The sequence below is a fragment of the Methylibium sp. Pch-M genome (assembly GCF_004136295.1).
In the GTDB taxonomy this organism is placed as follows: Bacteria; Pseudomonadota; Gammaproteobacteria; order Burkholderiales; family Burkholderiaceae_C; genus Methylibium; species Methylibium petroleiphilum.
Genome location: NZ_CP029606.1, coordinates 2,832,400 through 2,855,981 on the forward strand (window position 1 = coordinate 2,832,400; position 23,582 = coordinate 2,855,981).

At 69.5% G+C, this 23,582-nt stretch carries 15 protein-coding genes; 13 read left to right on the top strand and 2 right to left on the bottom strand.

Going from position 1 to position 23,582, the window contains the following annotated elements; genetic code table 11:
• Positions 1–187 precede the first annotated feature (187 nt).
• From C1M51_RS13710 to C1M51_RS13750, 9 genes are all read left to right on the top strand, one after another.
• Positions 188–1,036 (top strand): glucose 1-dehydrogenase, encoded by an 849-nt coding sequence (locus C1M51_RS13710; protein WP_129450582.1) that lies wholly within the window; start codon positions 188–190, stop codon positions 1,034–1,036.
• A gap of 41 nt (positions 1,037–1,077) precedes the next feature.
• Positions 1,078–1,851: a glucose 1-dehydrogenase gene (locus C1M51_RS13715; protein WP_129450584.1), complete on the top strand. Its 774-nt coding sequence runs from the start codon at positions 1,078–1,080 to the stop codon at positions 1,849–1,851.
• A gap of 193 nt (positions 1,852–2,044) precedes the next feature.
• Positions 2,045–4,462 (top strand): RND family transporter, encoded by a 2,418-nt coding sequence (locus tag C1M51_RS13720; RefSeq protein ID WP_129450586.1) that lies wholly within the window; start codon positions 2,045–2,047, stop codon positions 4,460–4,462.
• Between the two features lie 71 nt (positions 4,463–4,533).
• Positions 4,534–5,904: a DUF1329 domain-containing protein gene (locus tag C1M51_RS13725; protein WP_129450588.1), complete on the top strand. Its 1,371-nt coding sequence runs from the start codon at positions 4,534–4,536 to the stop codon at positions 5,902–5,904.
• Positions 5,905–5,906: 2 nt separating this feature from the next.
• Positions 5,907–7,010 (top strand): photosystem II stability/assembly factor-like protein, encoded by a 1,104-nt coding sequence (locus tag C1M51_RS13730; RefSeq protein ID WP_129450590.1) that lies wholly within the window; start codon positions 5,907–5,909, stop codon positions 7,008–7,010.
• A 22-nt stretch (positions 7,011–7,032) separates the two neighbouring features.
• Positions 7,033–8,886, top strand: a complete 1,854-nt coding sequence (locus tag C1M51_RS13735) for a DUF1302 family protein (RefSeq protein WP_129449833.1) — start codon at positions 7,033–7,035, stop codon at positions 8,884–8,886.
• Between the two features lie 104 nt (positions 8,887–8,990).
• Positions 8,991–10,370 (top strand): DUF1329 domain-containing protein, encoded by a 1,380-nt coding sequence (locus C1M51_RS13740; RefSeq protein WP_129450592.1) that lies wholly within the window; start codon positions 8,991–8,993, stop codon positions 10,368–10,370.
• A gap of 44 nt (positions 10,371–10,414) precedes the next feature.
• A complete protein-coding gene (locus C1M51_RS13745) occupies positions 10,415–11,347 on the top strand; it encodes an alpha/beta hydrolase (RefSeq protein WP_129450594.1) in 933 nt (310 codons plus the stop codon).
• A gap of 10 nt (positions 11,348–11,357) precedes the next feature.
• Positions 11,358–12,521, top strand: coding sequence for a CaiB/BaiF CoA-transferase family protein (locus C1M51_RS13750; RefSeq protein ID WP_129450596.1), 1,164 nt, complete (start codon positions 11,358–11,360; stop codon positions 12,519–12,521).
• An 18-nt stretch (positions 12,522–12,539) separates the two neighbouring features.
• On the opposite strand, the gene C1M51_RS13755 is transcribed toward C1M51_RS13750, so the two are convergent.
• On the bottom strand, positions 12,540–15,353 hold the full coding sequence (locus C1M51_RS13755) for a LuxR C-terminal-related transcriptional regulator (protein ID WP_242499729.1): 2,814 nt from the start codon (positions 15,351–15,353) through the stop codon (positions 12,540–12,542).
• Positions 15,354–15,671: 318 nt separating this feature from the next.
• On the opposite strand from C1M51_RS13755, the gene C1M51_RS13760 reads away from it, so the two are divergent.
• The 4 genes from C1M51_RS13760 (at position 15,672) to C1M51_RS13775 (ending at position 20,729) form a co-directional block, all read left to right on the top strand.
• Positions 15,672–16,445 (top strand): enoyl-CoA hydratase/isomerase family protein, encoded by a 774-nt coding sequence (locus C1M51_RS13760; RefSeq protein ID WP_129450598.1) that lies wholly within the window; start codon positions 15,672–15,674, stop codon positions 16,443–16,445.
• Positions 16,446–16,483: 38 nt separating this feature from the next.
• Positions 16,484–18,046, top strand: a complete 1,563-nt coding sequence (locus tag C1M51_RS13765) for an acyl-CoA synthetase (protein WP_129450599.1) — start codon at positions 16,484–16,486, stop codon at positions 18,044–18,046.
• 105 nt (positions 18,047–18,151) lie between these two features.
• The gene (locus C1M51_RS13770) at positions 18,152–19,627 is read left to right on the top strand and encodes an NAD(P)/FAD-dependent oxidoreductase (RefSeq protein ID WP_036233428.1); all 1,476 of its coding nucleotides are present in this window, start codon (positions 18,152–18,154) and stop codon (positions 19,625–19,627) included.
• A 49-nt stretch (positions 19,628–19,676) separates the two neighbouring features.
• Positions 19,677–20,729 carry an alpha/beta fold hydrolase gene (locus C1M51_RS13775; protein WP_129450601.1) on the top strand — a complete coding sequence of 351 codons (1,053 nt, stop codon included), beginning with the start codon at positions 19,677–19,679 and terminating at the stop codon, positions 20,727–20,729.
• Positions 20,730–20,782: 53 nt separating this feature from the next.
• Here the strand turns inward: C1M51_RS13775 and C1M51_RS13780 are convergent, their stop codons facing one another.
• Positions 20,783–23,581, bottom strand: coding sequence for a LuxR C-terminal-related transcriptional regulator (locus tag C1M51_RS13780; RefSeq protein WP_129450603.1), 2,799 nt, complete (start codon positions 23,579–23,581; stop codon positions 20,783–20,785).
• Between the last annotated feature and the right edge of the window lies 1 nt (position 23,582).

Below are 23,582 nucleotides of genomic sequence, written 5' to 3' on the forward strand. Positions count from 1 at the left end.
CGTCCGCGACGCGCGACCCTGGGTTTCCCCGCGGGAGCGGCGCGCGCGAACTACCCCGCCGGGTAGTGACGGTGGGGGAGGGCGCCGCAATCATCCGGCCTCGCCCTGTGCTCGCGCTGCGCCGCGAGTCGCGCCCATGCCTCCGGTCGGGCCGATGCCCGCACCGACAAGAACCAGGAGACCCCCAATGACCGACAGCCGCGCCAGCACCCCGGCTCCCATCGACTACGGCAAGGCCTACCGCGTGGACGGCAAGGTCGCGCTGATCAGCGGCGCGGCGCGCGGCCTCGGTGCCGAGATGGCGCGGGCGCTGGCCGGTGCCGGTGCGCGCGTGATGGTCACCGACGTGCTGGAGCCGCAGGGTCGCGAGACGGTGGCCGAGATCCGCGCCGCCGGTGGCCAGGCCGACTTCTTCCGGCTCGACACCACCGACGAGGCGCAGTGGGAGGCCGCGATCGCCGTCACGATCGAGCGGCTCGGCGGCCTGCATGTCCTCGTCAACAACGCGGGTATCGAGCGCCTGCAGTTCATCACCGAGACCACGGTCGAGGAATTCCGCAAGGTGCAGGACGTCAACGTGACCGGCGTCTTCCTCGGCTGCAAGCACGCGATCCGCGCGATGCGGCCGGGCGGCGCGGCCGGGCAGGGCGGCTCGATCATCAACCTGTCCTCGGTCGCCGGCCTGGTGGGCTGCATCGGCCTGAGCAACTACTGCGCGTCCAAGGGCGCGGTGCGGCTGTTGACGAAGTCGGTCGCCGTCGAGTGCGGGCAGCTCAAGCTCGGCATCCGCTGCAACTCCATCCACCCCGGCGTGGTGTGGACCGCAATGGGGCGCGATCTGTTCCAGCACTTCGTCGACCTGAAGATCATGCCCGACCTGGCGGCGGCGCAGACCGCCTTCGAGACGGCGATCCCGATGGGCCGCTGCGGCGCGCCCGAGGACGTGGCCTCGGCCGCGCTCTACCTCGCCTCCGACGCCGCGAAGTGGGTGACCGGCGCCGAGTTCGTGGTCGACGGCGGCTACACCGCGGTCTGACGGCGGCGCGGCGCACACGACAACGAACAGGAGATCAGGACATGGGACGTGTGGACAACAAGGTGGCGCTGGTGACCGGTGGCGCCAAGGGCATCGGCCGGGCCAGCGCACTGATGCTGGCGCGCGAAGGCGCCCGCGTGGTGCTGACCGACGTGGACGAGGCGCAGGGCGCCGCGGTGGCGAAGGAGATCGAGCGCGCCGGCGGCAAGGCGCTGTTCCTCACGCAGGACGTGACCGACGAGAGCCGCTGGGTCGAGGTGGTCGAGAAGTCCCGCGCGCAGTTCGGCGGCCTGAACATCGTCGTCAACAACGCCGGCCTCGGCACCGCCGGCAGCGCCGAGGACGAGACGCTGGAGGCCTGGCGCCGCCTGATGTCCGTCAACCTCGACGGCGTCTTCCTCGGCACCAAGCACGCGATCCGCGCGATGAAGGACGGGCCCGGCACGGGCTCGATCATCAACATCTCGTCGATCGAGGGCATCGTCGCCGACCCCAAGCTCGCGGCCTACAACGCCAGCAAGGGCGGCGTCCGCATCTTCTCGAAGTCGGCGGCGCTGCATTGCGCGCAGGCGGGCTACCGCATCCGGGTTAACACCATCCATCCAGGCTACATCTGGACGCCGATGGTCGAAGGCTATCTGACCAGCCTCGGCGATGTCGAAGGTGGGCGCCAGGTGATCTCGAAGATGCACCCGATCGGGCGGATGGGTGAACCCGACGACATCGCCTACGGCGTGCTCTACCTGGGCTCCGACGAGTCCTCGTTCATGACGGGCAGCGAGCTCGTCATCGACGGCGGCTACACCGCGCAGTAGCCGCACACCCCCGTGAAAACGCTTGTGGGATGAACGCCGAGACGCTGCAGAAACTACCCGCTCGGGTGGGTCGCCGTGCCCCCCACTGCCTCTCTAATTGCTCGATCGAAAAGCGGGCGGTGGAGGCCCGCATGCACGTTCGGTTCGTGGCGGTTCGACATAAACAACTGATATCAAGAGACCTGGGTGCCTGATGGAAAAGATTGACCTGCGACGCAAGCTGGCGCGATTTGCACTGGGGAACCGGTGGGCGATCCTGGTGGTGATGGGGCTGATCACGGCGTTCTTCGCGGTGGGTCTGGTGCGCGTGGACGTGAAGACCATCTTCTCGGACCTGTTCCCGAAGAACCACCCCTTCGTGCAGGTCTACAAGGACCACCCCAACTTCGGCAACCCGCTGACCGTCACGCTGATGATCAAGCGGGTCGATGGCAAGGACGTGTTCCAGGCCGACACGCTCGAGAAGATCTGGCGCATCTCGCGCGACATCGACTTGACGCCCGGGGTCGACCACGACCAGATCCTCTCCATCGCCACCTCCAAGGCGCGCTACACCGTCATCACCCCTGACGGCATCTTCTCGCAGCCCATCATGGACGACGAGCTGCCCAAGACGGCCGAGCAGCTCGCCGAGATCCGCCGCCGCGTCGACGAATCCCCCGGAGCCAACACCTTCCTCGTGTCCTCCGACGGCACCGCCACCATCGTCAACGCCACCTTCATCGAGCAATCCGTCGACTACCACAAGGTCTTCGACGCCGTCCAGGCCATCGTCAAGAACGAGACCGACGCCGCGCACGAGATCCACGCCGCCGGCTTCCCCGTCATGACCGGGTGGATCTACGCCTTCGGCGACAACACCCTCGAGATCTTCGCGATCACCCTGATCCTGATGTTCGGCGTGCTCGCCTTCCACATGCGCAACGTCGCCGGCATCCTCGTGCCCGTGCTCGTCAGCGCCGTCTCGGCCATCTGGGGCTTCGGCCTCGTCGGCTGGCTCGGCCTGCCCGTCGAGCCCCTGCTCATGGTCGTGCCGCTGCTGCTCATCGCCCGCTGCTTCAGCCACTGCGTGCAGGCCACCGAGCGCTACTTCGAACTCCTGCACGACGGCCACCCCAAGGAGAAGGCCGCCGAACTCTCCCTCGTCTCCCTCGTCTACCCCGGCACCCTGGGCATCTTCACCGACGTCGCCGGCCTCCTGCTCGTCGCCCTCGCGCCCATCCCGGCCATGGAGCGCTTCGCCCTCTTCACCGGCCTGTGGGCCCTGAACCTCGTCCCCTGCAGCGTCTTCCTCACCCCCATCCTGCTCAGCCTCATGCCGAGGCCGAACAACATCGAGCACCTGCTCGGCACCGACCAGCACAGCGGCCCCGTCCAACGCGGCATCCAGGGCACGCTCGGCGGCTTCGCTGCCCTCTCCACCGGGCGCAACGCCCGCTACACCGGCATCGTCTTCATCGTCCTGGGCATCGTCGCCGTCTTCCTCATGCTGCGCGTGCAGGTCGGCAACCCCGTCGAAGGCACCAACCTGCTGCGCTACGACTCCAAGTTCAACCTCGCCGTGCGCGAGATCAACCAGCACTTCCCCGGCTCCATGACCATGGAAGTCGTGTTCGAAGGCAAGGGCAACGCCCGCATCGTGCGCCAGAGCGACACCCTCACCACGATGCGCGACCTCCAGCACTGCCTGGAGAGCAGCCCCAACCCGCCCACGGCCACCCTGTCCTTCGCCGACCTCGCGCCCGAAGCCAACCGCGTCTTCAGCGGCGGCAACCCCAAGTGGTCGCCGCTCGACAACGACGACGCCTCCGCCTCGGCCGCCGTCACCGGCCTGATGGCCGGCACCAACGCCAAGGCCTTCCTGCACGTCACCGACTTCGAACAGAAGAACGGCACCGTCTCGCTCTGGTACTCCAACAACAAGCAGGAGACGGTGGACACCGCGCTGGCCCAGGCCCGAGCCTGCGTCGAGAAGGTCGGCCCCGAGCACCCCACCTTCACCATCCGGCTGGCCTCCGGGGCCATTGCGCTGCAGCAATCCATCAACGACACCGTGGTGCGCTACGAAAGCCGCATCCTGCTGGCGCTCAACCTCGTCATCCTGATCGGCTGCTCGCTCGCCTACCGCTCCATCGTCGCGGGCCTGCTGCTGCTCATCCCGGTGAACCTGGCCAACGCCATGCTCACCGCGTCGATGTCGCTCGCCGGCGTCGGCCTGGACGTCAACTCGCTGCCCATCCTGGCCATCGGCATCGGGGTCGGCATCGACTACGGCATCTACCTCATGACGCGCATCTGCGAGGAATACCAGGTGGCCAACAAGGACCTGGGCGTGGCGATCCGGGTGGCGCTCAAGACCTGCGGCAAGGCCATCTTCTTCACCGCCTCGCTGATGACGATCGGGCTGGCGCCGTGGTACTTCCTGTCGGAGCTCAAGTTCCTCTCCGACACCGGGCTGCTGCTGGTGATCCTGATGCTCATCAACATGGTGCTGGCGCTGGTGCTGCTGCCGCTGCTGGTGTACCTGATCAAGCCCAAGTTCCTCGACAGCGACATGTCGGCCCTGTCCGAATCCCTGGAGAAGAAGCCTCAGACGGCGGTGCCTGCCTGAGCCCTGTGAGAGTGCGCCGCCCCCCGCTGGGTGGGGACTGCGAATTGTCGACAACGAAGTAGGAGACAACCATGCATATCAGAAAGTACGACCACGACTACAGCCGACGCTTCTTCATGGAGCAGGCCGCCAAGGGCATTGCGACGGCCGGGGTGCTGGGGCCGCTGTGGCCGATGATCGCGAACTCCGCGGACATCACCAAGGCCTACCCGGACGAGCTGATGTCGATCGACGCCTGGTCCAAGGGCAAGATCAAGACCGGTGACTTCATCACCGCCGAGAACGTCGACATCGTCAAGGAACTGCTCGATCCGGTCGCGTACCAGCAGGTCAAGACGCTGGGCCGCAAGATCAAGATCGTGCCGACCACGAAGGACGTGACGCGGATGTATCCGCACCAGTACCTCGAGGCCACGCTGAAGAACCAGGGCAAGGCGAAGTTCGATTCGGGCGGCAACGTCGTCACCGCCGACGGCAAGCCCTGGGCCGGCGGCAACCCCTTCCCGGACGCCAAGACCGGCATCGAGTCCGCCGCGAACCTCACGCTGTGCTGGGGCCGCCACGACAACTCGATCTACTGCATCAAGGACCAGGAAGTGGCGCCGGACGGCTCGCTGAGCTACCAGTACGACTTCGCCTGGGTGGAAGAGAACACGCTGGCCCGCGTGGACGGCAAGACCTTCCCCGGCGCCGAGGACAAGCTGCGCTACCAGTCGGTGTTCTTCACCTCGCCTGTCGACGTGAAGGGCACGGGCTACCTGAGCACCTGGTACTACGACCAGCGCAAGTTCCCCGACCTCGTCGGCTACCTGCCCGCCTTCAAGCGCGTGCGCAAGTTCCCGACCAACCAGCGCTTCGAGCCGCTGGTGGCCGGCTCCAACCTGTACCTGTCGGATGCCTGGGCGGCCGGCGACCCGATGCTGACCTGGGGCAACTACAAGATCATCGGCCGTGGCCCCTTCCTGGGCGCGGTGTCGCAGACCTGGTACGGCGATCACCCGAACTGGGAACGTCCGGTGCACGGCGGGCCGAAGGGCCAGACCTTCCTCGAGACCAGCATGGAGCTGTGCCCCGACGTCGTGATCTTCGAAGCCGAGCCGACGGGCTATCCCCGCGCGCCGGTGGGCAAGAAGCGCGTGTGGATGGACGTGCGCAATCAGATGTACGTGGCCTACGTCACCTACGACCGTCGTGGTGAGCTGTTCAAGTCCTTCGAGCCGCAGTACAGCTTCTACGAGAAGGGCGACAAGAAGTACGTCGACAGCAGCGGCAAGACGCACTGGTCGTGGACGGCGGTGATGTCGCACAACGTGCAGGACGGTCGCATGACGCGCTTCGTGCAGGCCAAGAGCATCACCGGCGGCTACCAGTCGGGCTACGACAATCCGGGCATGATCGAGAAGTTCATGACCGAGCAGGCGCTGCAGCGGCTGGGGACCTGAACATGCCCGAGCGTCAGCAACACGAGCGGTCCACCGCTCGCGGCGGCCGGGCTCGGTCTGCCGCAGGGCTCGCCCGGCTCGCGGCCGCCGCCGCGCTGCTGTGCGGGGGGGCGGTCACGGGAGCGGCGCAAGCCGCCGACGGCGCCGCCTCGGCGGCTGCCGCAGCACCGGCCGCTCCGGCACCGGCCGCTGCGGTGGCAGCCGCTGCACCCATCGGCAGCGCCAAGCTTCTGCGCCACGGCACGGCGCACGATGCCTTGTACGACGTGGTGTTCGAAGGGGAGCGGGGCATCGCGGTGGGGGCGTTCGGCAACGTGCTGGCCACGGCCGACGGCGGGGCGAGCTGGCAAGTCCAGCCCTTCCCGATGAAGCACCTGGCGCTGATGGCCGTGGCGATGCGCGAAGGCAAATGCATCGCCGTCGGCCAGACCGGCCTGGTGTATGCGGCGGCCGACTGCAAGACCTGGAAGGCTGCGCCCTCCATGACCAAGTCGCGCCTGCTCGCCGTCGACGTCACCCGCCAAGGCCTGGCCTACGCCGTGGGCGCCTTCGGCACCATCCTCAAGTCCACCGACTGGGGCCAGTCCTGGGCCGTGCAGACCGTCGACTGGAGCGGCATCACCGACGACGGAGCCGAACCCCACCTCTACGACATCCACGTCGCCGAAGACGGCAGCGTCACCGCGGTGGGCGAATTCGAACTCGTCCTGCGCAGCAGCGACGGCCAGCAATGGAAAGCCCTGCACAAGGGCGAACGCTCCCTGTTCGGCCTGTCCGTCGTCGAAGGCGGCAAGAAGATGTACGCCAGCGGCCAGAGCGGCGCGCTGCTCAGCAGCGCCGACGGCGGCGCCACCTGGGTCTCGCACAAGACCGGCACCGGCGCCATCCTGACCGGCGTGCACGCCACGGCCCAGGGCGAAGTGCTCGCCAGCGGCATCAACGCCGTGGTCCTCAGCCGCGACGGCGGGGCCACCTGGAGCCCGCTGAACTCCAAGCTCGTGCGCAACGCCTGGTACCAGGCGCTCGCCGCGAGCGAAGGCAGCGGCGGCAAGCGGCGCCTGGTGGCGGTGGGGGCCGGTGGAACGATCCTGGAACTCGATCTTTGACCTACAACGAGGAGACAACAGCGTGAAGAAGATTCGTACAGAAATCTCTCAGCGGCACGCCATCGCAGCAGCTGCGTTGGTCGCGCTGTGCGGGTCGGCCCAGGCGGCCGAGTGGGCAGTGTCGGGCTTCATCCGACAGGAGTTGGCGGTCAAGACCACCGACGACCAGAACCTCACGACCCAGAACGGCAACTCCACCAACGGGGTGGTCTATTCGAACAACAGTCTGGTGACGCAGGGCGGGGTCCCCACGCTGTCGCGCCCGGCGGCCTACAAGAAGGACGCCGACATCAACTGGTTCGCCACCCGCGTGGACCTCAACCTCGACGGCAAGCTCACCGACTCGCTGAAGGCCACCATCAAGCTGCGCGGCATCGTCGACGAGACCCGCGCCGTCGAAGACGCCTACGGCACCCGCACCGTCGGCGGCGCCAGCACCGGCGTGGGCGACATCAACTCCGGCAGCAGCTTCCGCCAGGCCTTCGGCGGCACCGCCGGCGGCCCGCTGGCCTACGCCACCGACCGCGCGCTGATCGACCTGCCCGCCTTCTACCTCGACTACAACAACGGCCCGCTGTGGATCCGCGCCGGCAACCAGCAGATCGCCTGGGGCGAGGCGCTGTTCTTCCGCGTGGCCGACCAGCCCAACGGCCTGGACCTGCGCGGCCACCTGTTCGGCGTCGCCGCCGAAGAGTACTCCGACACCCGCCGCTCCGCGCTCGGCCTGCGCGCCAACTACCGCGTCAACGAGAAGATGGACGTCGACGGCTTCGTGCAGCGCTTCGCGCCCACGCTGCTGCCCAACGGCGAGACCGGCTACAACCTCATCCAGGATCAGTTCACCGTCGACCAGCGGCCCGGCTACGAGGACGTCAAGAACAAGTGGAACGTCGGCTTCCGCTTGAAGGGCGAGGCCGGCGGCTTCGGCTACCAGGCCTTTGCCATCAACCGCACCAACCCCGACGGCGTCTTCAAGTGGACGGCGGCCAAGGGCGCCGGCACGCTGCCAGGCACCGCCTTCGCGGCGCAGCCCACCGGCGTCTACAGCGCCGAGGAGTGGTTCCGCGGCGCGGCCAACTCGCGCCTCAACGGCATCGAAGGCGTGGCCACCTCGATGAACTTCATCACCGCTGCGGGCGACCCCTACGGCCTGGTCGGCCTGGCCACCGTCTGCGGTGCCGAACGTGCGGTCTACGGCGACTTCAAGATCGGCAACAAGGCGGCTGCGTCGTGCATCCTGGACACCTTCTTCACGCCGGCCGTGGCCGGTTCGCTGCGCGGCTGGCTCAGCCGCGAGTACAAGCGCGAGACGGTGTTCGGTGGCGGCATCAACCGCGTGTTCGAGGGCGAGCCCGACTCGCTGCTCGACCAGCTGATCGGGCGCTTCGAGTTCTCCTACACGCCCAACAAGCACTTCACCAACCCGACGCTGGGCGACTACATCGAGAAGGACGAATACCAGTTCGCCTTCATCATGGAGAAGTACCACAAGTTCACCAGCGCCTTCCCGGCGACCTACTTCGTGGCGCAGTGGCTGCACAAGTCCAGGAGCGACCTGTTCGGGCGCTACCTCGACGGCGTGGGCAACACCCCGGGCGAGTCGCCCAAGGGCCAGTCGGGCGGCTTCAACGCGGTGGCGCTGGCGCTGCAGCAGCCGTCGCCGACGCTGGAGTACCGCTTCGACTTCGCGATCCTGACCGACCTCAAGGGCGGCTGGTACATGCAGCCGGGCGTGAAGTGGAAGCCCACCAAGTCGATCCAGGCCGACCTCTACCTCAACGCCGTGTACTCCCAGAACAAGGGCGAGTACCGCGACTTCGTCGACGGCCTGCAGCACAACAACGAAATCTTCGCCCGCGTGGCTTATCAGTTCTGAGTGTCTAGTCGTGGTTCGAGTCGACCCGGCCGCCGCGGCGGCCGGGTGTCGACGACGACATGCACCGGCCGCTCGCGCAGCCGGTGCTTTTTTCTTTCCAGCCCATGGCGCACCTCCTTCGTTTCGACCGCGACTACAGCCGCCGGGCCTTCCTCGACGCCACCGGCAAGGGGCTGCTGCGCGCCGGCGTGTTCGGGTCGGCCTGGGCGGCCTTCCTGCGCAGCGGTTCGGTCGCCGCGGCCTACCCCGACGAACTGCTGTCGATCGAGGCCTACAGCAAGGGCCGCCTGAAGTCCGGCGACGTGATCGACGCGGGCAACGTGGAGCTGGTGAAGGACCTGCTCGACCCGGTCCGCTACCGGCAGATCGCCACGATGGGGCGCAAGCTGGTGCTGGCCCCGACCACCACCGACCTGAGCCACCTGAACCCGTTGCCCTACCTGGAAGCCACCGCGCGCAACCGCGGCAAGGCGCGCTTCGACGCCAGCGGCAACATCGTCACCACCGAGGGCAAGCCGTGGATCGGCGGCAACCCCTTCCCCGAGCCCACGTCCGCGCTGGAGATGTTCGCCGCGCACACGCTGAGCTGGGGCCGCCACGACGTGTCGGTCTATGCCAGCAAGGAGTACGACCTCGACCCGGCGGGCAACCTGCAGTACCAGTACTCGTCGGTGTGGGCCGAGATGTCCACGGTGGCACGCACCGTCATCGATCCCAAGCCCTACTGGGCCGGTGAGCCGGACAAGCTGCGCTACCAGTCGGTGCTGTTCACCGAGCCGGCCGACGCGCGCGGCACGATCTTCCTCAACATCTGGGCCTACGACCAGAACCAGTTCCCGCAGCTCTACGGCTACCTGCCGGCCTTCAAGCGGGTGCGCAGCTTCCCGACCAACCAGCGCTTCGAGCCGCTGGTGGCCGGCGCCGAGCTCTACCTGTCGGACGCCTGGGCGGCCGGCGATCCCTTCCTGACCTGGGGCAACTACCAGGTCGTGCACCGCGGGCCGCACCTCGCGGCGGTCTCGCGCGGCTGGAGCTCGGCCCACCCGAACTGGGAGCACACGACGCACGGCGGCCCGAAGGGCAACCTGTTCTGGGACCACGCGGTGGAACTGGTGCCCGAGGTGATCGTCATCGAGGCCGAGCCGGTGCGCTACCCGCGTGCGCCGGTCGGGCGCAAGCGCGTGTGGTTCGACGCGCGCACGCTGGTGCCGTTCCAGATGGTGTCCTACGACCGCCGCGGCGAGCTGTTCCGCCACTTCGACGCGTCCTTCGCGTACTACGACGACGGCAAGGCGCGCGTGATGGACGGCAAGGAGCCCTACTGGTCCTGGGCCACCGTGCATGCCTTCAACGTGCAGACCAGCCGCATGACCCGCATCGAGCAGGTGCGCGAGGTGCCCGGTGGCCACTCGATGCGCGTCAACGATCCCAGCGTCTACGACAAGTACCTCACCACTTCCGCGATGCAGCGGCTGGGCAGCTGAAGCCCGACCACTGCGCTTGTTCACCACCCCCCGAGGAGACAACGATGTCACTGGACCCGCAAGTACAAGGATTGCTCGACGCGTTCAAGGCGCAGGGCCTGAAGAGCTTCGAGCAGATGACGGTGCCCGAATCCCGAGAGACCGCGATGGCCTTCGTCGGCCTGGAAGGCGACGAGGAAGCGGTGGCCGACGTGTCGAACCACCGCGTGCCGGTGAAGGGTGGCGACATCGCCGTGCGCATCTACCGGCCGGCCGGCAGCGCGCCGCACCCGATGCTGGTGTACTTCCACGGCGGCGGCTTCGTGTTCGGCAACCTGGACCTGGTCGACAAGGTGGCGCGCTCACTGTGCAACGCCGCCAACGCGGCGGTGGTCTCGGTCGACTACCGCAAGGCGCCCGAGCATCCCTATCCCACGGCGCCGGAGGATGCCTACGCCGGCCTGGTGTGGGCGCGCGAGAATGCCGCGAAGCTGGGCCTCGACCCGGCCCGCATCGCGGTGGCCGGCGACAGCGCCGGCGGCAACCTCGCGGCGGTGGTGTCGCAGATGGCGCGCGACCGCAAGGGCCCGAAGATCGCCCACCAGGTGCTGGTCTACCCGGTCACCGACGCGGCGGGCGACTACCCCTCGCGCAAGGAGAACGCCGAAGGCTACCTGCTGACGCAGGGCGCGATGCAGTGGTTCTTCGGTCACTACCTGACCCAGCCCGCGCAGGCGAGCGACGCGTATGTCTCGCCGATCAAGGGCGATTTGAAGGGGCTGCCCGCGGCCACGGTGATCACCGCCGGCTACGACCCGCTGCGCGACGAGGGCGATGCCTACGCCAAGGCACTGGCGAAGGCCGGCGTGTCGGTGGACCATGTGCCCAACCCGACGATGATCCACGGCTTCTTCTGGATGAAGGGCGTGATCGGCCACACGCAGAGCATCTACGACCGCATCGGCAGGAACCTGCGCGCCGCGTTCGGCACCGCCTGACGGAGGGGCCATGACGGCAACGGGTCCGGGCCCCGGCCCGTTGCGCGGCGTGCGCGTGGTCGAGGTCGCCGCGATGGGGCCGGCGCCGTTCTGCGGCATGCTGCTCGCCGACCTGGGGGCCGACGTGCTGCGCATCGACCGGCCCGGCGGCGGCGCCCAGGCGGCGCTGTTCGATCCTCACTGCGACGTGCTGCAGCGCGGGCGCAGTGCGGTGGCGCTCGACCTCGCGCGGGCCGAGGGCCGCGCGGCCGCGCTGCGCCTGGTGGGCGCGGCCGACGTGCTGATCGAGGGCTTCCGCCCCGGTGTGATGGAGCGCCTGGGCCTGGGCCCCGCGCCCTGTCTGGCGCACAACCCGCGACTGGTCTACGGCCGCATGACCGGCTGGGGGCAGGGCGGCCCGCTCGCGCACACCGCGGGTCACGACCTGAACTACCTCGCTCTGTCGGGGGCCTTGCATGCCATCGGCCGCGCCGAGGGGGGGCCGGTGCCACCGCTGAACCTGGTGGCCGATTTCGGCGGCGGCGCCATGCTGCTCGCGGTGGGCGTGCTGGCCGCGCTGCTGCATGCGCGCCAGACCGGTGAGGGCCAGGTGGTCGATGCCGCGATGACCGATGGCTGTGCGCTGCTGCAGGCGATGAACCTGAGCTTCCAGGCGATGGGGCAATGGCAGGACCGGCGGCAGAGCAACCTGATCGACGGCGCCGCGCCCTTCTACGACACCTATGCCTGCGCCGATGGCGGCCACCTGGCGGTGGCCGCGCTGGAGGAGCGCTTCTACCGCCAGTTCCTCGAGCGCACCGGCCTGGCCGGGGAGGCGCTGCTGCAGCCCCAGCACGACCGCAGCCTGTGGCCGCAGCAGAAGCAGCGCATCGCCGCGGTGCTGCGCACGCGTTCGCGCGACGACTGGGTGCGGGTCTTCGAGGGCAGCGACGCCTGCGTCACGCCGGTGCTCACGCTGGGCGAGGCGCCGCAGCATCCGCACCACCGGGCGCGCGGCAGCTTCGTCGAGGTGGACGGCCGCGTGCAGCCCGGGCCGGCGCCGCGCTTCTCGCGCACGCCCACGGTGGGCGCGCGCCCGCTGCCGGCCACGCACGACGGCCGCGCCGCGCTCGCGGCCTGGGGCTGGGCCGACGAGGAGATCGCGCAGCTGGCCGCGACCGGCGCGCTGGCCTGAGGCCCGGGCCTCGCCCGCTCAGGACACCAGCCGCAGCGTGCGTGCGGCGTTGATCGCCTGCACGCGACCGCTGACGCCGAGCTTGGAGTAGATGTTCTTCAGGTGGAACTTGACGGTGTTCTCGGAGACGAAAAGCCGTGAGGCGATCTCCTTGTTGGCCACGCCGTTGGCCAGGAACTGCAGCATCTCCTTCTCGCGCTCCGACAGCGGGTCGGTGAGGTGGTGCCGGCAGCGCGGCTGGCCGAGGTCGGTGCCCGACGCGGCCAGCAGCAGTTCGATGAAGTCGCGGTCCGGATCGGGCGCCGCCTGGCCCTCGTCGGCGGACTGCAGAAAGTGCTGGTACTCCTCCCGCAGCATCGAGACGATGGCGCGGCCCTCGTCGAGGAAGCAGCGCACGTAGCGGCCCGGCCGCGCCAGCTGCAGCGCCTTGCGCAGGCTGCGGTGGGCGCCGTTGGGCGAGCCCTTGTCGTTCAGCAGCAGCGCCTCGAACACGTGCAGCCGGATGTCGCGATAGACGCGGCCGGTCTGGCGGGCCCGCTCGCGTGCGATCAGCTGCGAGGCCAGCGCATGGTCGTGGTGGGCGATCGCCAGGCGGATGCGGCCGAAGCCCTCGCCCTCCATGTCGTCGGCCATGTAGATCCAGTGCGGATCCAGCGGCGGGCAGACCGGAGCGATGCGCTGGGCCAGCGCCGTGGCGCGGTCGAGCTCGCCGGCCAGCACCGCGCGGCGGACACGCTCCCAGTCGGCCTGCGAGACCAGCCGGTCGAGGTGGCTGTCGTGGCCCATGCGCTCGAGCTCGTCGAGCACTTCCTCCGCCTCGGCCGAACGGCCGCGCGCGTCGTGCATGCGCGAGATCGACAGGTAGGCCAGCGCGATGAAGTCGAGCGTCACGCACTCGGAGATGCCGCGCTGGAACTGCGCGCACAGCGGCTCCAGCGCCGCCAGGTCGTTGGCCTCGTAGAGCGCCCAGATCTGCGCGGCGGCCATCACCGCCGGCGCGAACGACTTGTCGAGCGGCGCGTGCTGCGCCAGCATGTCGGCGCGGTAGCGCTCGATCGCCTCGTCCAGCTTGCCCTGCACGATCAGGCGCGCGCCGCTGACCGCCGAGGTGTAGCCCATCACGAAGGAGCCGGCGCCGCGCTCGCTGTGGGCCCGCGCCTGCATCAGCGACTTGCGCGCGCCCTCGAAATCACCGGCGGCGAGGCGCCCGAAGCTCAGCACGTTGCACGCGGCGCCGAGCTCGAAGGCCGGGAAGCCGCTGACCTCCTGCTGCAGCACCTCGGGGCGGTCGATGATGGCGAGCGCCGCATGGAGGTCGTCCTCGAACAGCAGGCGCGCCATGGCCCGGCACAGGTCGGGGCTGGTGGTCTGCAGGATGTCGCCGCAGCCGGCATGCTGGTCCATCAGGTCCACCAGCGGCCGCAGCTTGGTACGCCGGCGCAGGAACATCAGCGAGTAGGCCGCCTTGATCGCCAGCACCGGGCGGTTCGCCACGTGGTCGAACGGCAGCCGGTCGTACCAGCGCTCGAGCGTGATCAGCTCCGCGTTGGAGATCAGCCGCGAGGACCACTCGCTCAGGATCGCAGCGGCGAGCGAGAAGTTGCGGCAGGACAGCGCGTGGTAGATCGCCTCCTCGGGCAGGTGCTGCGCCAAGTACCAGCGCGCCGCGCGCTCGTGCACGCTGACCACCTCGAGCTCGGAGCTGCGGTGCAGGCTGTCGGCGAGGAAGCTCGAGAACAGGCCGTGGTACTTGAACCAGCGGTTGTCGGAGTCGAGCGCACGGACGAACAGGCCGGAGCGCTCGAGCTGCTCCAGGATGTCCTGCGCGTCGTCGAAGCCGGTCACGGCCGCACACAGCGGCGCCGACAGCCGCCGCAGCAGCGAGGTCTTGAACAGGAACTCCTGGATGCGCGGCGACTGCAGCGTCACCACGTTGTCGGTCAGGTACTCGGCGAGTTCGCGCGGGCCGTGGTCCTCGGGGTCGACCAGCGACGTGCGCACCTCCGGGCTGCCGAGGCCGAGCCGGAACAATTGCAGGCCGGCCGGCCAGCCCTCGGTGCGCCGGTAGATCGCACCCACTTCCTCGGCGCTGACGCGCAGGTCCTTGGACTCGGCGAAGAACTGCGTCACCTCGCCGGGCGTGAAGCGCAGGTCGTCGGCGCGCAGCACCGTCGCCATGCGGTTGACCAGCAGCGTGGCCAGGCCGATCTCCGGCAGCGAGCGCGAGCCGATGAAGACGTGCGCATGGGCCGGCAGGCGCGACAGCAGGAAGCGGAAGAAGCGCAGGATGGCCTCGTTGCGCAGCGCCTGGAATTCGTCGAGGAAGATCGATGCGTGCGTGTCCATGCCCGACAGCGCGTCGAGCATCCAGTTCGCCAGGTCGGGCGGGGCCTCGCCGACCCGGGCTGCGGCGGCCTCCGGGTGGGCGGCGCCGTCGCGCATCAGCCCCACCAGCGCGCGCATGTGCGACTCGAAGCGTCGCGGGTCGTTGTCGGCGTCGTCGAGGGTGAGCCAGGCGGTGCGCCAGCCGCGGGCCTCGTGGGCGGTCTTGATCTGCTGCAGGGTGGTCGACTTGCCGTGGCCGGCAGGGCCCTGCAGCACCGTGACGCGCAGGCTGTTGTCCTGCAGCACGCGGTCGAGGATGACGCGGCGGCGCACGGCGCCGGGGTAGATCGGCGGGGCGAACAGCTTGTGGGTGCTGACCTCCATCGTGGCGTGCACGGCGCCGGGCTGGGGCCGCGCCGAGCCGGCAGGGGCAGCGACGATCGGGTCGGGGATGTCGGCGGGCTTCGAACGGCGGATGCCGGCGTCGGAGTGACCGGTTTTCGACATGGGTGTCATTGCCGGGCAAGCCGGCCGGGAACTGCAAGGGAAGCGATTGTTCGCCGCGGCCGGTGGCGGGCGCCAGCGGAGTTCTACCGAGAGCACGGGTAAACACGAGCGCCCGGTGTCGACCTCGGCGGTCCGTGGGGCGCGTCACGCGCCGAAACGACACAACTACCCTTCCGGGTGGGAGTGCGCACGACCTTCCGGCGTCCAATTCCTGCAGGCGGCCGCTGCAATGGGTCGCCGTGCGGCGGGCGCGGCAACGCGCCCCATCCCGGATCGACGCTGGAATCCCATGTCTGTTCAGTTTCTCGTTCGCCGACCATGAAGGGCCTGAGCGTCAGTCGCGACGGCGGCCTGGTGCGCCTGCGCCTCGACCGGCCCGAGGCGCTCAATGCGCTCGACCTCGACCTGGCCCAGGCGCTGCTCGCGGCCTGCCGCGACCTCGCCGACGACAGTTCGGTGCGCGCGGTGCTGCTCAGCGGCTCGGGCCGGGCCTTCGCCGCTGGCGGCGATCTGGCACAGATGCGCGCTGCGCCGGTGGCGGCGGCCGACAGCCTGATCACGCCGATGCACCAGGCGCTGAACCTGCTGGGCCGTATCGACGCGCCGGTGCTGGTCGCGCTGCACGGCGCGGTGGCCGGAGCCGGCCTCAGCCTGGCGGCCGCGGCTGACCTGGCCATCGCTGCCGAGGGCACCAAGTTCAACCTGGCCTACATCAACATCGCCACGAGCTGCGATCTCGGCGCCTCGTGGTCGCTGCCGCGCCTGGTGGGCCTGCGCCGCGCGCTGGAGATCGCGCTGCTGGGCGAGAGCTTCGACGCGCGCAAGGCGCTGGAGATCGGGCTCGTCAACCGCGTGGTCACCGCCGACGCGCTGGAGGCCGAGGCCGAGGCGCTGGCGCAGCGCCTGGCGCGCGGCCCGACGCTGGCCTACGGCCACATGCGGCGCCTGATGCGCACCAGTTTCGAACGCAGCTTCGCCGACCAGCTCGATGCCGAGCGCGATGCCTTCCTCGCCAGTGCCGCGACCGCCGATTTCGGCGAAGGCCTGGCGGCCTTCTTCGAACGGCGTCCGGCCCGATTCCAGGGCCGTTGAGCCCGGGACCGACGCCTCCTTTTCCCTCTTCCGCGACCATGAACATCCTCGACCGCATTGCTCGCCAGACCCTGGGCGACCTGCTGCGCCGCACCCGCCAGCGCCACCCGAACAAGCTCGCCATCCGCTGCGGCAGCACCGCCTGGACCTATGCGCAGTTCGACGACACCTGCAACCGCCTGGCCACCGGCCTGGCGGCGCAGGGCATCGCCAGCGGCGACCGGGTCGCCGTGCTGGCGCGCAACTCGCACGCCTTCGCCGCGCTGCGCTTCGCCGTGGCACGGCTCGGCGCGGTGCTGGTGCCGATCAACTTCATGCTGAGCGCCGACGAGGCGCGCTACATCCTCGAACACTCGGGCGCGCGGCTGCTGTGCACCGACAGCGGCCTCACCGAGCTGGCGCGCCAGGCGAGTGCCGGCACCGCCGTCGAGAGCCTCGTCTGGCTGCCCGGCGAGGACGCCAGCGAGCCGGCCGCCGGCCTGACGCGTTTCGACGAGCTGCTCGAATTCGGGGACCGCGTGCCCAGCCCGGTGCTGCACGGCGGCATGCTGGCGCAGATCGTCTACACCAGCGGCACCGAGTCGCGACCGAAGGGCGCGATGCTGACGCACGACGCGGTGATCGCCGAATACGTGAGCTGCATCGTCGATGCCGAGATCGCCGAGCACGACCTGATCCTGCATGCGCTGCCGCTCTACCACTGCGCGCAGCTCGACGTCTTCCTGGGCCCGGCGATCTATGTCGGCGCGACCAACGTCATCACCGGCAAGCCGACCGCCGACAACCTGCTCACGCTGATGGCGCGTGACGGCATCACCTCGTTCTTCGCGCCGCCCACCGTGTGGATCTCGCTGCTGCGCGCGCCGCAGTTCGACACCACCGACCTGTCGGCCCTGTGCAAGGGCTACTACGGCGCCTCGATCATGCCGGTGGAGGTGCTGAAGGAATTGCAGCGCCGTCTGCCGAGGGTGCGCTTGTGGAACCTGTACGGGCAGACCGAGATCGCGCCGCTGGCCACCGTGCTCAAGCCCGAGGACCAGCTGCGCAAGGCCGGCTCGGCGGGCCGTGCGACGCTCAACGTCGAGACGCGCGTGGTCGACGACGCCATGCGCGATGTGGCGGTCGGCGAGATCGGCGAGATCGTGCACCGCTCGCCGCAGCTGCTGAGCGGCTACTTCCGCGACGAGGAGCGCACCCGGGCGGCCTTCGAGGGGGGCTGGTTCCACAGCGGCGATCTCGGCGTGCTCGACGCCGAGGGCTACCTGACCGTCGTCGATCGCAAGAAGGACATGATCAAGACCGGCGGCGAGAACGTCGCCAGCCGCGAGGTCGAGGAAACGATCTACGCGCTCGAGGGCGTGTCGGAGGTGGCCGTGATCGGCCTGCCGCACCCGGTGTGGATCGAGGCCGTGACGGCCGTCATCGTGCCCAAGGCCGGCCATGCGCTGACCGAGGCGGCGGTGATCGCCTTCTGCGACCAGCGCCTCGCGCGCTTCAAGATCCCGAAGACGGTGATCCTGACCGACGCGTTGCCGAAGAACCCGAGCGGCAAGCTGCTCAAGCGCGAGCTGCGGCTGCGCTACCAGACCCCGGCGACCTGAGCGCCCAAGCCAGCGGCCCGCGATCCGCAGTGAGCGCGGGCCACCCCCATCCTTGAACCATGAACTTCGGCCCGAACGGGGCCGAGACAATTCGGAGAAGAAGCAATGAAGGTCTACAACGTCGCGATCCTGGGCACCGGCTTCGGGGGGCTCTGCATGGCCCTGCGCCTGCGCGAGCAGGGTGAGAACGACTTCGTGCTGCTCGAGAAGGCCTCCGGCGTCGGCGGCACCTGGCGCGACAACACCTACCCCGGCGCGGCCTGCGACGTGAAGTCGCATCTCTACTGGCTGTCGTTCACCGAGCGACCCGAGTGGACCAAGACCTACTGCGACCAGCCCGAGATCCTGCACAACATCGAACTGCTGGCCGAGAAGAGCGGCCTCAAGCCCCAGATCCGTTTCAACACCGAGGTGATCGATGCGACCTGGGACGAGTCCCGGCTGCTGTGGCGCATCCGCACCGCGAACAACGAGACCGTGCTCGCGCGCAACTTCGTGCCGGCCTGGGGCCAGCTCAACCGGCCGAGCTTCGCCGGCATCGCGGGCCGTGAGCGCTTCCAGGGCGCGCAGTTCCATTCGGCGGGCTGGCGGCACGACGTGCCGCTCGCCGGCAAGCGCATCGCCTGCATCGGCGTGGGTCCGAGCGCGGCGCAGTTCATCCCCGAACTGGCACGCCAGGCCGGGCACCTGACGGTGTTCCAGCGTTCGCCGAACTACGTGGTGCCCCGCCTCGACCGGCCCTACACCGACGACGAGCAGCGCATCTTCCACGCCGTGCCGGCCACGCGCGACGCCAGCCGGGCGGCGATCTTCGCCGACCATGAAAGCTGGTACGACGCGATGCGCCTGGACACGCCGAAGGCGGCCGAGTTCACCGCGATGGCGCGCGCCCAGCTGGAATCGCAGGTGGCCGACCCGGTGCTGCGCGAGAAGCTGTGGCCCACCTATCCCATCGGCTGCAAGCGCATCATCATTGCCGACGACTACTACCCGGCCCTGGTGCGCCCCAACGTGACGCTCGAGACCACCGCGATCGCGGGCATCGAGGAGCAGGGCATCCGCACCAAGGACGGCACGCTGCACGAGTTCGACGTCATCGTGTTCGGCACCGGCTTCGAGACCGAGACGCTGCTCGGTGTGTCGGACATCAAGGGCCGCGGCGGCAAGTCGCTGCGCGAGACCTGGAAGCCGGTGCCCGAGGCCTATCTCGGCATCACCGTCAGCGGCTTCCCGAACCTCTATGTGCTGTACGGCCCCAACACCAACCTCGGCCACAACTCCATCCTCAACATGATCGAGGCCCAGGTCGACTACACGGTGCGTGCCCTGCAGGCGGCCAAGGCACACGGCGTGGCGGCGCTCGACGTCAAGCCGGCGGTGATGGCCGCGTTCAACCGCCAGCTGCAGAAGGACCTGCAGGGGACCTCGTGGGCCGGCTCCTGTACCAGCTGGTACAAGCATGCCGACGGCCGCATCAGCAACAACTGGTCGGGCAACGTCATCGACTATCGCAAGGCCACCGCCGAGTTCCGGATCGACGAGTACGACCAGTTCCGCCAGCCCGAGACGGCCAGCGCCTGATCCGGGCGAGAACGCGCCCGAGAGCACGAACGACAGGAGGAGACGCCCGATGGTCGACAACGAGTACTACTCGCAGGCGGTGCACGGTCCCTACGAGAGCTTCGACATCGGCGACCTGGTCCTGGAGGAGGGCGGCACGATCCGCAACTGCCGGATCGCCTACGCCACCTTCGGCACGCTGTCGGCGGCCAAGGACAACGCGATCCTGGTGCCCACCTGGTTCTCGGGCACCAGCAAGATCATGGAGCAGGCGTACATCGGCCCGGGGCGCGCGCTCGACCCCGAGAAGTACTTCATCGTCGTGGCCAACCAGATCGGCAACGGTCTGTCGAGCTCGCCGCACAACACCGCCTGGCCGCTGGGCATGGCGAACTTTCCCAAGGTGCGCATCGGCGACGACGTGGTCGCGCAGCAGCGACTGCTGAAGGGCAAGTTCGGCATCGAGTCGCTGGCGCTGGTGGTCGGCGGCTCGATGGGTGCGCAGCAGACCTACGAGTGGGCGGTGCGCTTCCCCGACGCGGTGAAGCGCGCCGCGCCGATCGCCGGCACCGCGAAGAACACGCCGCACGACTTCCTGTACGCGCAATCGCTGTGCGACGCGATCACCTCCGACCCGGCCTGGGCCGGCGGCTGGTACGAGCAGCCGCATGCGGTGCGCGAGGGCCTGCGGCGGCATGCGCGGCTGTGGGCGGTGATGGGCTTCAGCACCGAGTTCTACAAGCAGGAGCTGTGGCGGCCGTTCGGCTTCTCGTCGGTCGACGACCTGATGCTGAACTTCCTGGACGCCACCTTCCTGCCGATGGACCCGAACGACCTGCTGTGCATGGCCTGGAAGTGGCAGCGCGGCGACGTGAGCCGGCACACCGGCGGCGACCTCGCGAAGGCGCTGGCGCGCATCACGGCGAGGACGGTGGTGATGCCGATCAGCACCGACATGTTCTTCCCGCCGGCCGACTGCGCGGCCGAGCAGCGGCTGATCCCGAACGGCGAGCTGAAGGTGATCGACAGCCTGTGGGGCCACATCGCGCTGTTCGGGCTGGATGCGGGCTACATCGAGCAGATCGATCGGGCGCTGAAGCAGTTGCTCGACACGCCGGCCTGAGGTCTCGTGGCACCCGCCAGCCTCGTGACGTCGACACGCGGCAGGCCGCCGGTTCACTCGATCAACCGCAGCGCCCGCGCCGTGTTGATGGCCTGCAGCCGGTTGCCGACGCCGAGCTTGGAGTAGATGTTCTTCAGGTGGAACTTGACGGTGTTCTCCGACACGAACAGCCGTCCGGCGATCTCGCGGTTGGTGGTGCCGTCGAGCAGGAAGTGCAGCATCTCCTTCTCGCGCTCCGACAGCGCCTCGGTCAGGGCGTTGCCGGCGGCCTGGCGGCCCAGGTCGGTCCCCGAGGCCTCGAGCAGCAGCTCGATGTAGTCGCGGTCCGGGTCGGTGCCGCCGCCGCCCGGTTCGTGGCCCTGCAGCAGGTTCTGGTAGGCCTCGCGCAGCAGCTCGATGACGCCGTCGCCCTCGTCGAGCAGGCAGCGCACGTAGCGGCCTCGGCGGCCCAGCTGCAGCGCCTTGCGCAGGCAGCGATGGGCGGCGTTGCGGGCGCCCATGCGTTGCTGGAGCAGGGCCTCCAGCACGCTCAGCTTGATGTCGCGGTAGACCCGACCGGTCTGGCGCGCCCGCTCCCGGGCGATGCGCTGCGCGGCGTCGGCGTGGTCGTGCCGTGCGATGGCGAGGCGGATCCACCCGTAGCCTGAGCCTTCCACGTCCTCGGCCAGGTGGATCCAGTGCGGCGCGTCGTCGCGCGAGTCCGGGGCGATGCGCATCGCCAGCGCCACCGCGCGCTCGATCTCGCGGCCCGCCAGCGCACGCCGCACGCGCTCCCACTCGCTCACCGCCACCAGGCGCTGCCAGGGGCTGGTGTGGCCGATGCGCTCCAGTTCGTCGAGCGCCGCGACGGCCTCGTCGGAGCGCCCGCGCGCCTCGTGCATGCGCGAGATGGCGATGTGGGCCGCGGCGATGAAGTCGAGCGTCACCGACTCGGAGATCTCGCGCTGGAAACGGTGCGCCAGCGACTCCAGCGTCGCCAGGTCGTTGGCCTCGTACAGCGCGAACATGTGGCAGGCCGCGAGTGCCGCGCCGGCCACCGAGGTGTCGAGCGGTGCTTCCTGCGCGTTCTCGTCGCGCAGGTGCGCCAGCGCCTCCTGCAGCCGGCCCTGCACGAGCAGGTTGCTGCCGGTGATGGCGGCGGTGTAGCCGCCGACGAACGAGCCGCCGCCGCGACCCAGGTGCGCGCGCGCCAGCGCCAGGGCCTGCCGCGCGCCCTCGAAATCGCCGCCGGCCACCTTGCCCAGCGCCAGCACGTTCGCGGCCGCGCCCAGCTCGAAGGCTGGGAAGCCCTCCAGCTCGCGCTGCACCACGCCGGCCTGCTCCACCGTGTCGGCCGCAGCCGCCAGGTCGTCGTCCACCAGCAGGAAGGACATCGCGCGGCACAGGTCGGGGTGGGTGGTCGGCAGGATGTCGCCGCCGCCGGCCTGCGGTGCCATCAGCTCCAGCAGCGGCCGCAGCTTGGGGCGGCGGCGCAGGAACATCAGCGCATAGGCGGCGCGGATCACCAGCGCCGGCCGCTGCGCCACCTCGTGGAAGGGCAGGCGGTCGTGCCAGCGCTCCAGTGTGATCAGCTCGGCCCCGGCCACCAGCTGCGACGACCAGTCGGTCAGCGTGGAAGCCGCGAGCGGAAAGTTCCGGCAGCACAGCGCGTGGTGGATCGCTTCCTCGGGCAGCCCGTGCGCCAGGCACCACTGCGCTGCCTTCTCGTGCACCTGCCGCAGTTCCTCCGGGCCGTTGCGCTGCAGGGTCTCGGCCAGGTAGGTCGAGAACAGGCCGTGGTACCGGAACCAGCGGTTGTCGGAGTCGAGCGCGCGCAGGAACAGGCCGGAGCGCTCCAGCCGCACCAGCAGCTCCTGTGCGTCCTCGAAGCCGGTCACGGCGGTGCACAGCGGTGCCGACAGGCGCTGCAGCAGCGACGTCTTCAGCAGGAACTCCTGCATGCGCGGCGACTGCAGCGACATCACGTTGTCGGCCAGGTACTCGGCCAGCTCGCGCGGCCCGTGGTCGTCGGCGCCGTCCAGCGCCATGCGCACTTCGGGACTCACCAGCGCCAGCCGGAACAGCTGCACGCCGGCCGGCCAGCCCTCGGTGCGGCGGTAGATCGCGTCCACCTCGCCGGCACTGACCTGCAGGCTGGCCGAATCGGCGAAGAACTGCGTCACCTCGCCGGGCGTGAAGCGCAGGTCGTCGGCGCGCACCACCGACGCCACGCGGTTGACCATCAGCGTGGCCAGGCCGATCTCCGGCAGCGTGCGCGAGCCGATGAACACATGCACGTTGGCCGGCAGGCGCGCGAGCACCGAGCGGAAGAAGCGCAGCAGGGCCTCGTTGCGCAGCGCCTGGAACTCGTCGATGAAGATCGAGGCCGGCGTGATGCGGCCCGACAGGGTGTCGAGCATCCAGTCGGCCAGGTCGCGCGGCGCGTCGCCGGTGCCGCTGCGCGAGGCGCCGGGCGATGCGGCACGGCCGTGCAGCAGGCTCATCACCGCGACCATGTGCGACTCGAAGCGTCGCGGGTCGTTGTCGGCGTCGTCGAGGGTGAGCCAGGCGGTGCGCCAGCCGCGGGCCTCGTGGGCGGTCTTGATCTGCTGCAGGGTGGTCGACTTGCCGTGGCCGGCAGGGCCCTGCAGCACCGTGACGCGCAGGCTGTCGTCCTGCAGCACGCGGTCGAGGATGGCCTGTCGCGGCACGGCGCCCGGGTACACCGGCGGCGTGAACAGCTTGTGCATCCGCACGTCCGACGGGAAGCCGCGTTCGGTCGAGGCCGGCTCGTCGGCCGGCGGCGTGGGCCAGTCCGTCGTGGCCTCGAGCGGGTGCGATCGCAGCTGACGGTGGGGTGACGGCGGGGGCATG

What these genes read in the sequence shown, in the direction of transcription:
- C1M51_RS13710 (WP_129450582.1), top strand. Translation starts at nt 188, where the DNA reads ATGACCGACAGCCGCGCCAGCACCCCGGCTCCCATCGACTACGGCAAG.
- C1M51_RS13715 (WP_129450584.1), top strand. Translation starts at nt 1,078, where the DNA reads ATGGGACGTGTGGACAACAAGGTGGCGCTGGTGACCGGTGGCGCCAAG.
- C1M51_RS13720 (WP_129450586.1), top strand. Translation starts at nt 2,045, where the DNA reads ATGGAAAAGATTGACCTGCGACGCAAGCTGGCGCGATTTGCACTGGGG.
- C1M51_RS13725 (WP_129450588.1), top strand. Translation starts at nt 4,534, where the DNA reads ATGCATATCAGAAAGTACGACCACGACTACAGCCGACGCTTCTTCATG.
- C1M51_RS13730 (WP_129450590.1), top strand. Translation starts at nt 5,907, where the DNA reads ATGCCCGAGCGTCAGCAACACGAGCGGTCCACCGCTCGCGGCGGCCGG.
- C1M51_RS13740 (WP_129450592.1), top strand. Translation starts at nt 8,991, where the DNA reads ATGGCGCACCTCCTTCGTTTCGACCGCGACTACAGCCGCCGGGCCTTC.
- C1M51_RS13745 (WP_129450594.1), top strand. Translation starts at nt 10,415, where the DNA reads ATGTCACTGGACCCGCAAGTACAAGGATTGCTCGACGCGTTCAAGGCG.
- C1M51_RS13750 (WP_129450596.1), top strand. Translation starts at nt 11,358, where the DNA reads ATGACGGCAACGGGTCCGGGCCCCGGCCCGTTGCGCGGCGTGCGCGTG.
- C1M51_RS13755 (WP_242499729.1), bottom strand. Translation starts at nt 15,353, where the DNA reads ATGTCGAAAACCGGTCACTCCGACGCCGGCATCCGCCGTTCGAAGCCC.
- C1M51_RS13760 (WP_129450598.1), top strand. Translation starts at nt 15,672, where the DNA reads ATGAAGGGCCTGAGCGTCAGTCGCGACGGCGGCCTGGTGCGCCTGCGC.
- C1M51_RS13765 (WP_129450599.1), top strand. Translation starts at nt 16,484, where the DNA reads ATGAACATCCTCGACCGCATTGCTCGCCAGACCCTGGGCGACCTGCTG.
- C1M51_RS13770 (WP_036233428.1), top strand. Translation starts at nt 18,152, where the DNA reads ATGAAGGTCTACAACGTCGCGATCCTGGGCACCGGCTTCGGGGGGCTC.
- C1M51_RS13775 (WP_129450601.1), top strand. Translation starts at nt 19,677, where the DNA reads ATGGTCGACAACGAGTACTACTCGCAGGCGGTGCACGGTCCCTACGAG.
- C1M51_RS13780 (WP_129450603.1), bottom strand. Translation starts at nt 23,581, where the DNA reads ATGCCCCCGCCGTCACCCCACCGTCAGCTGCGATCGCACCCGCTCGAG.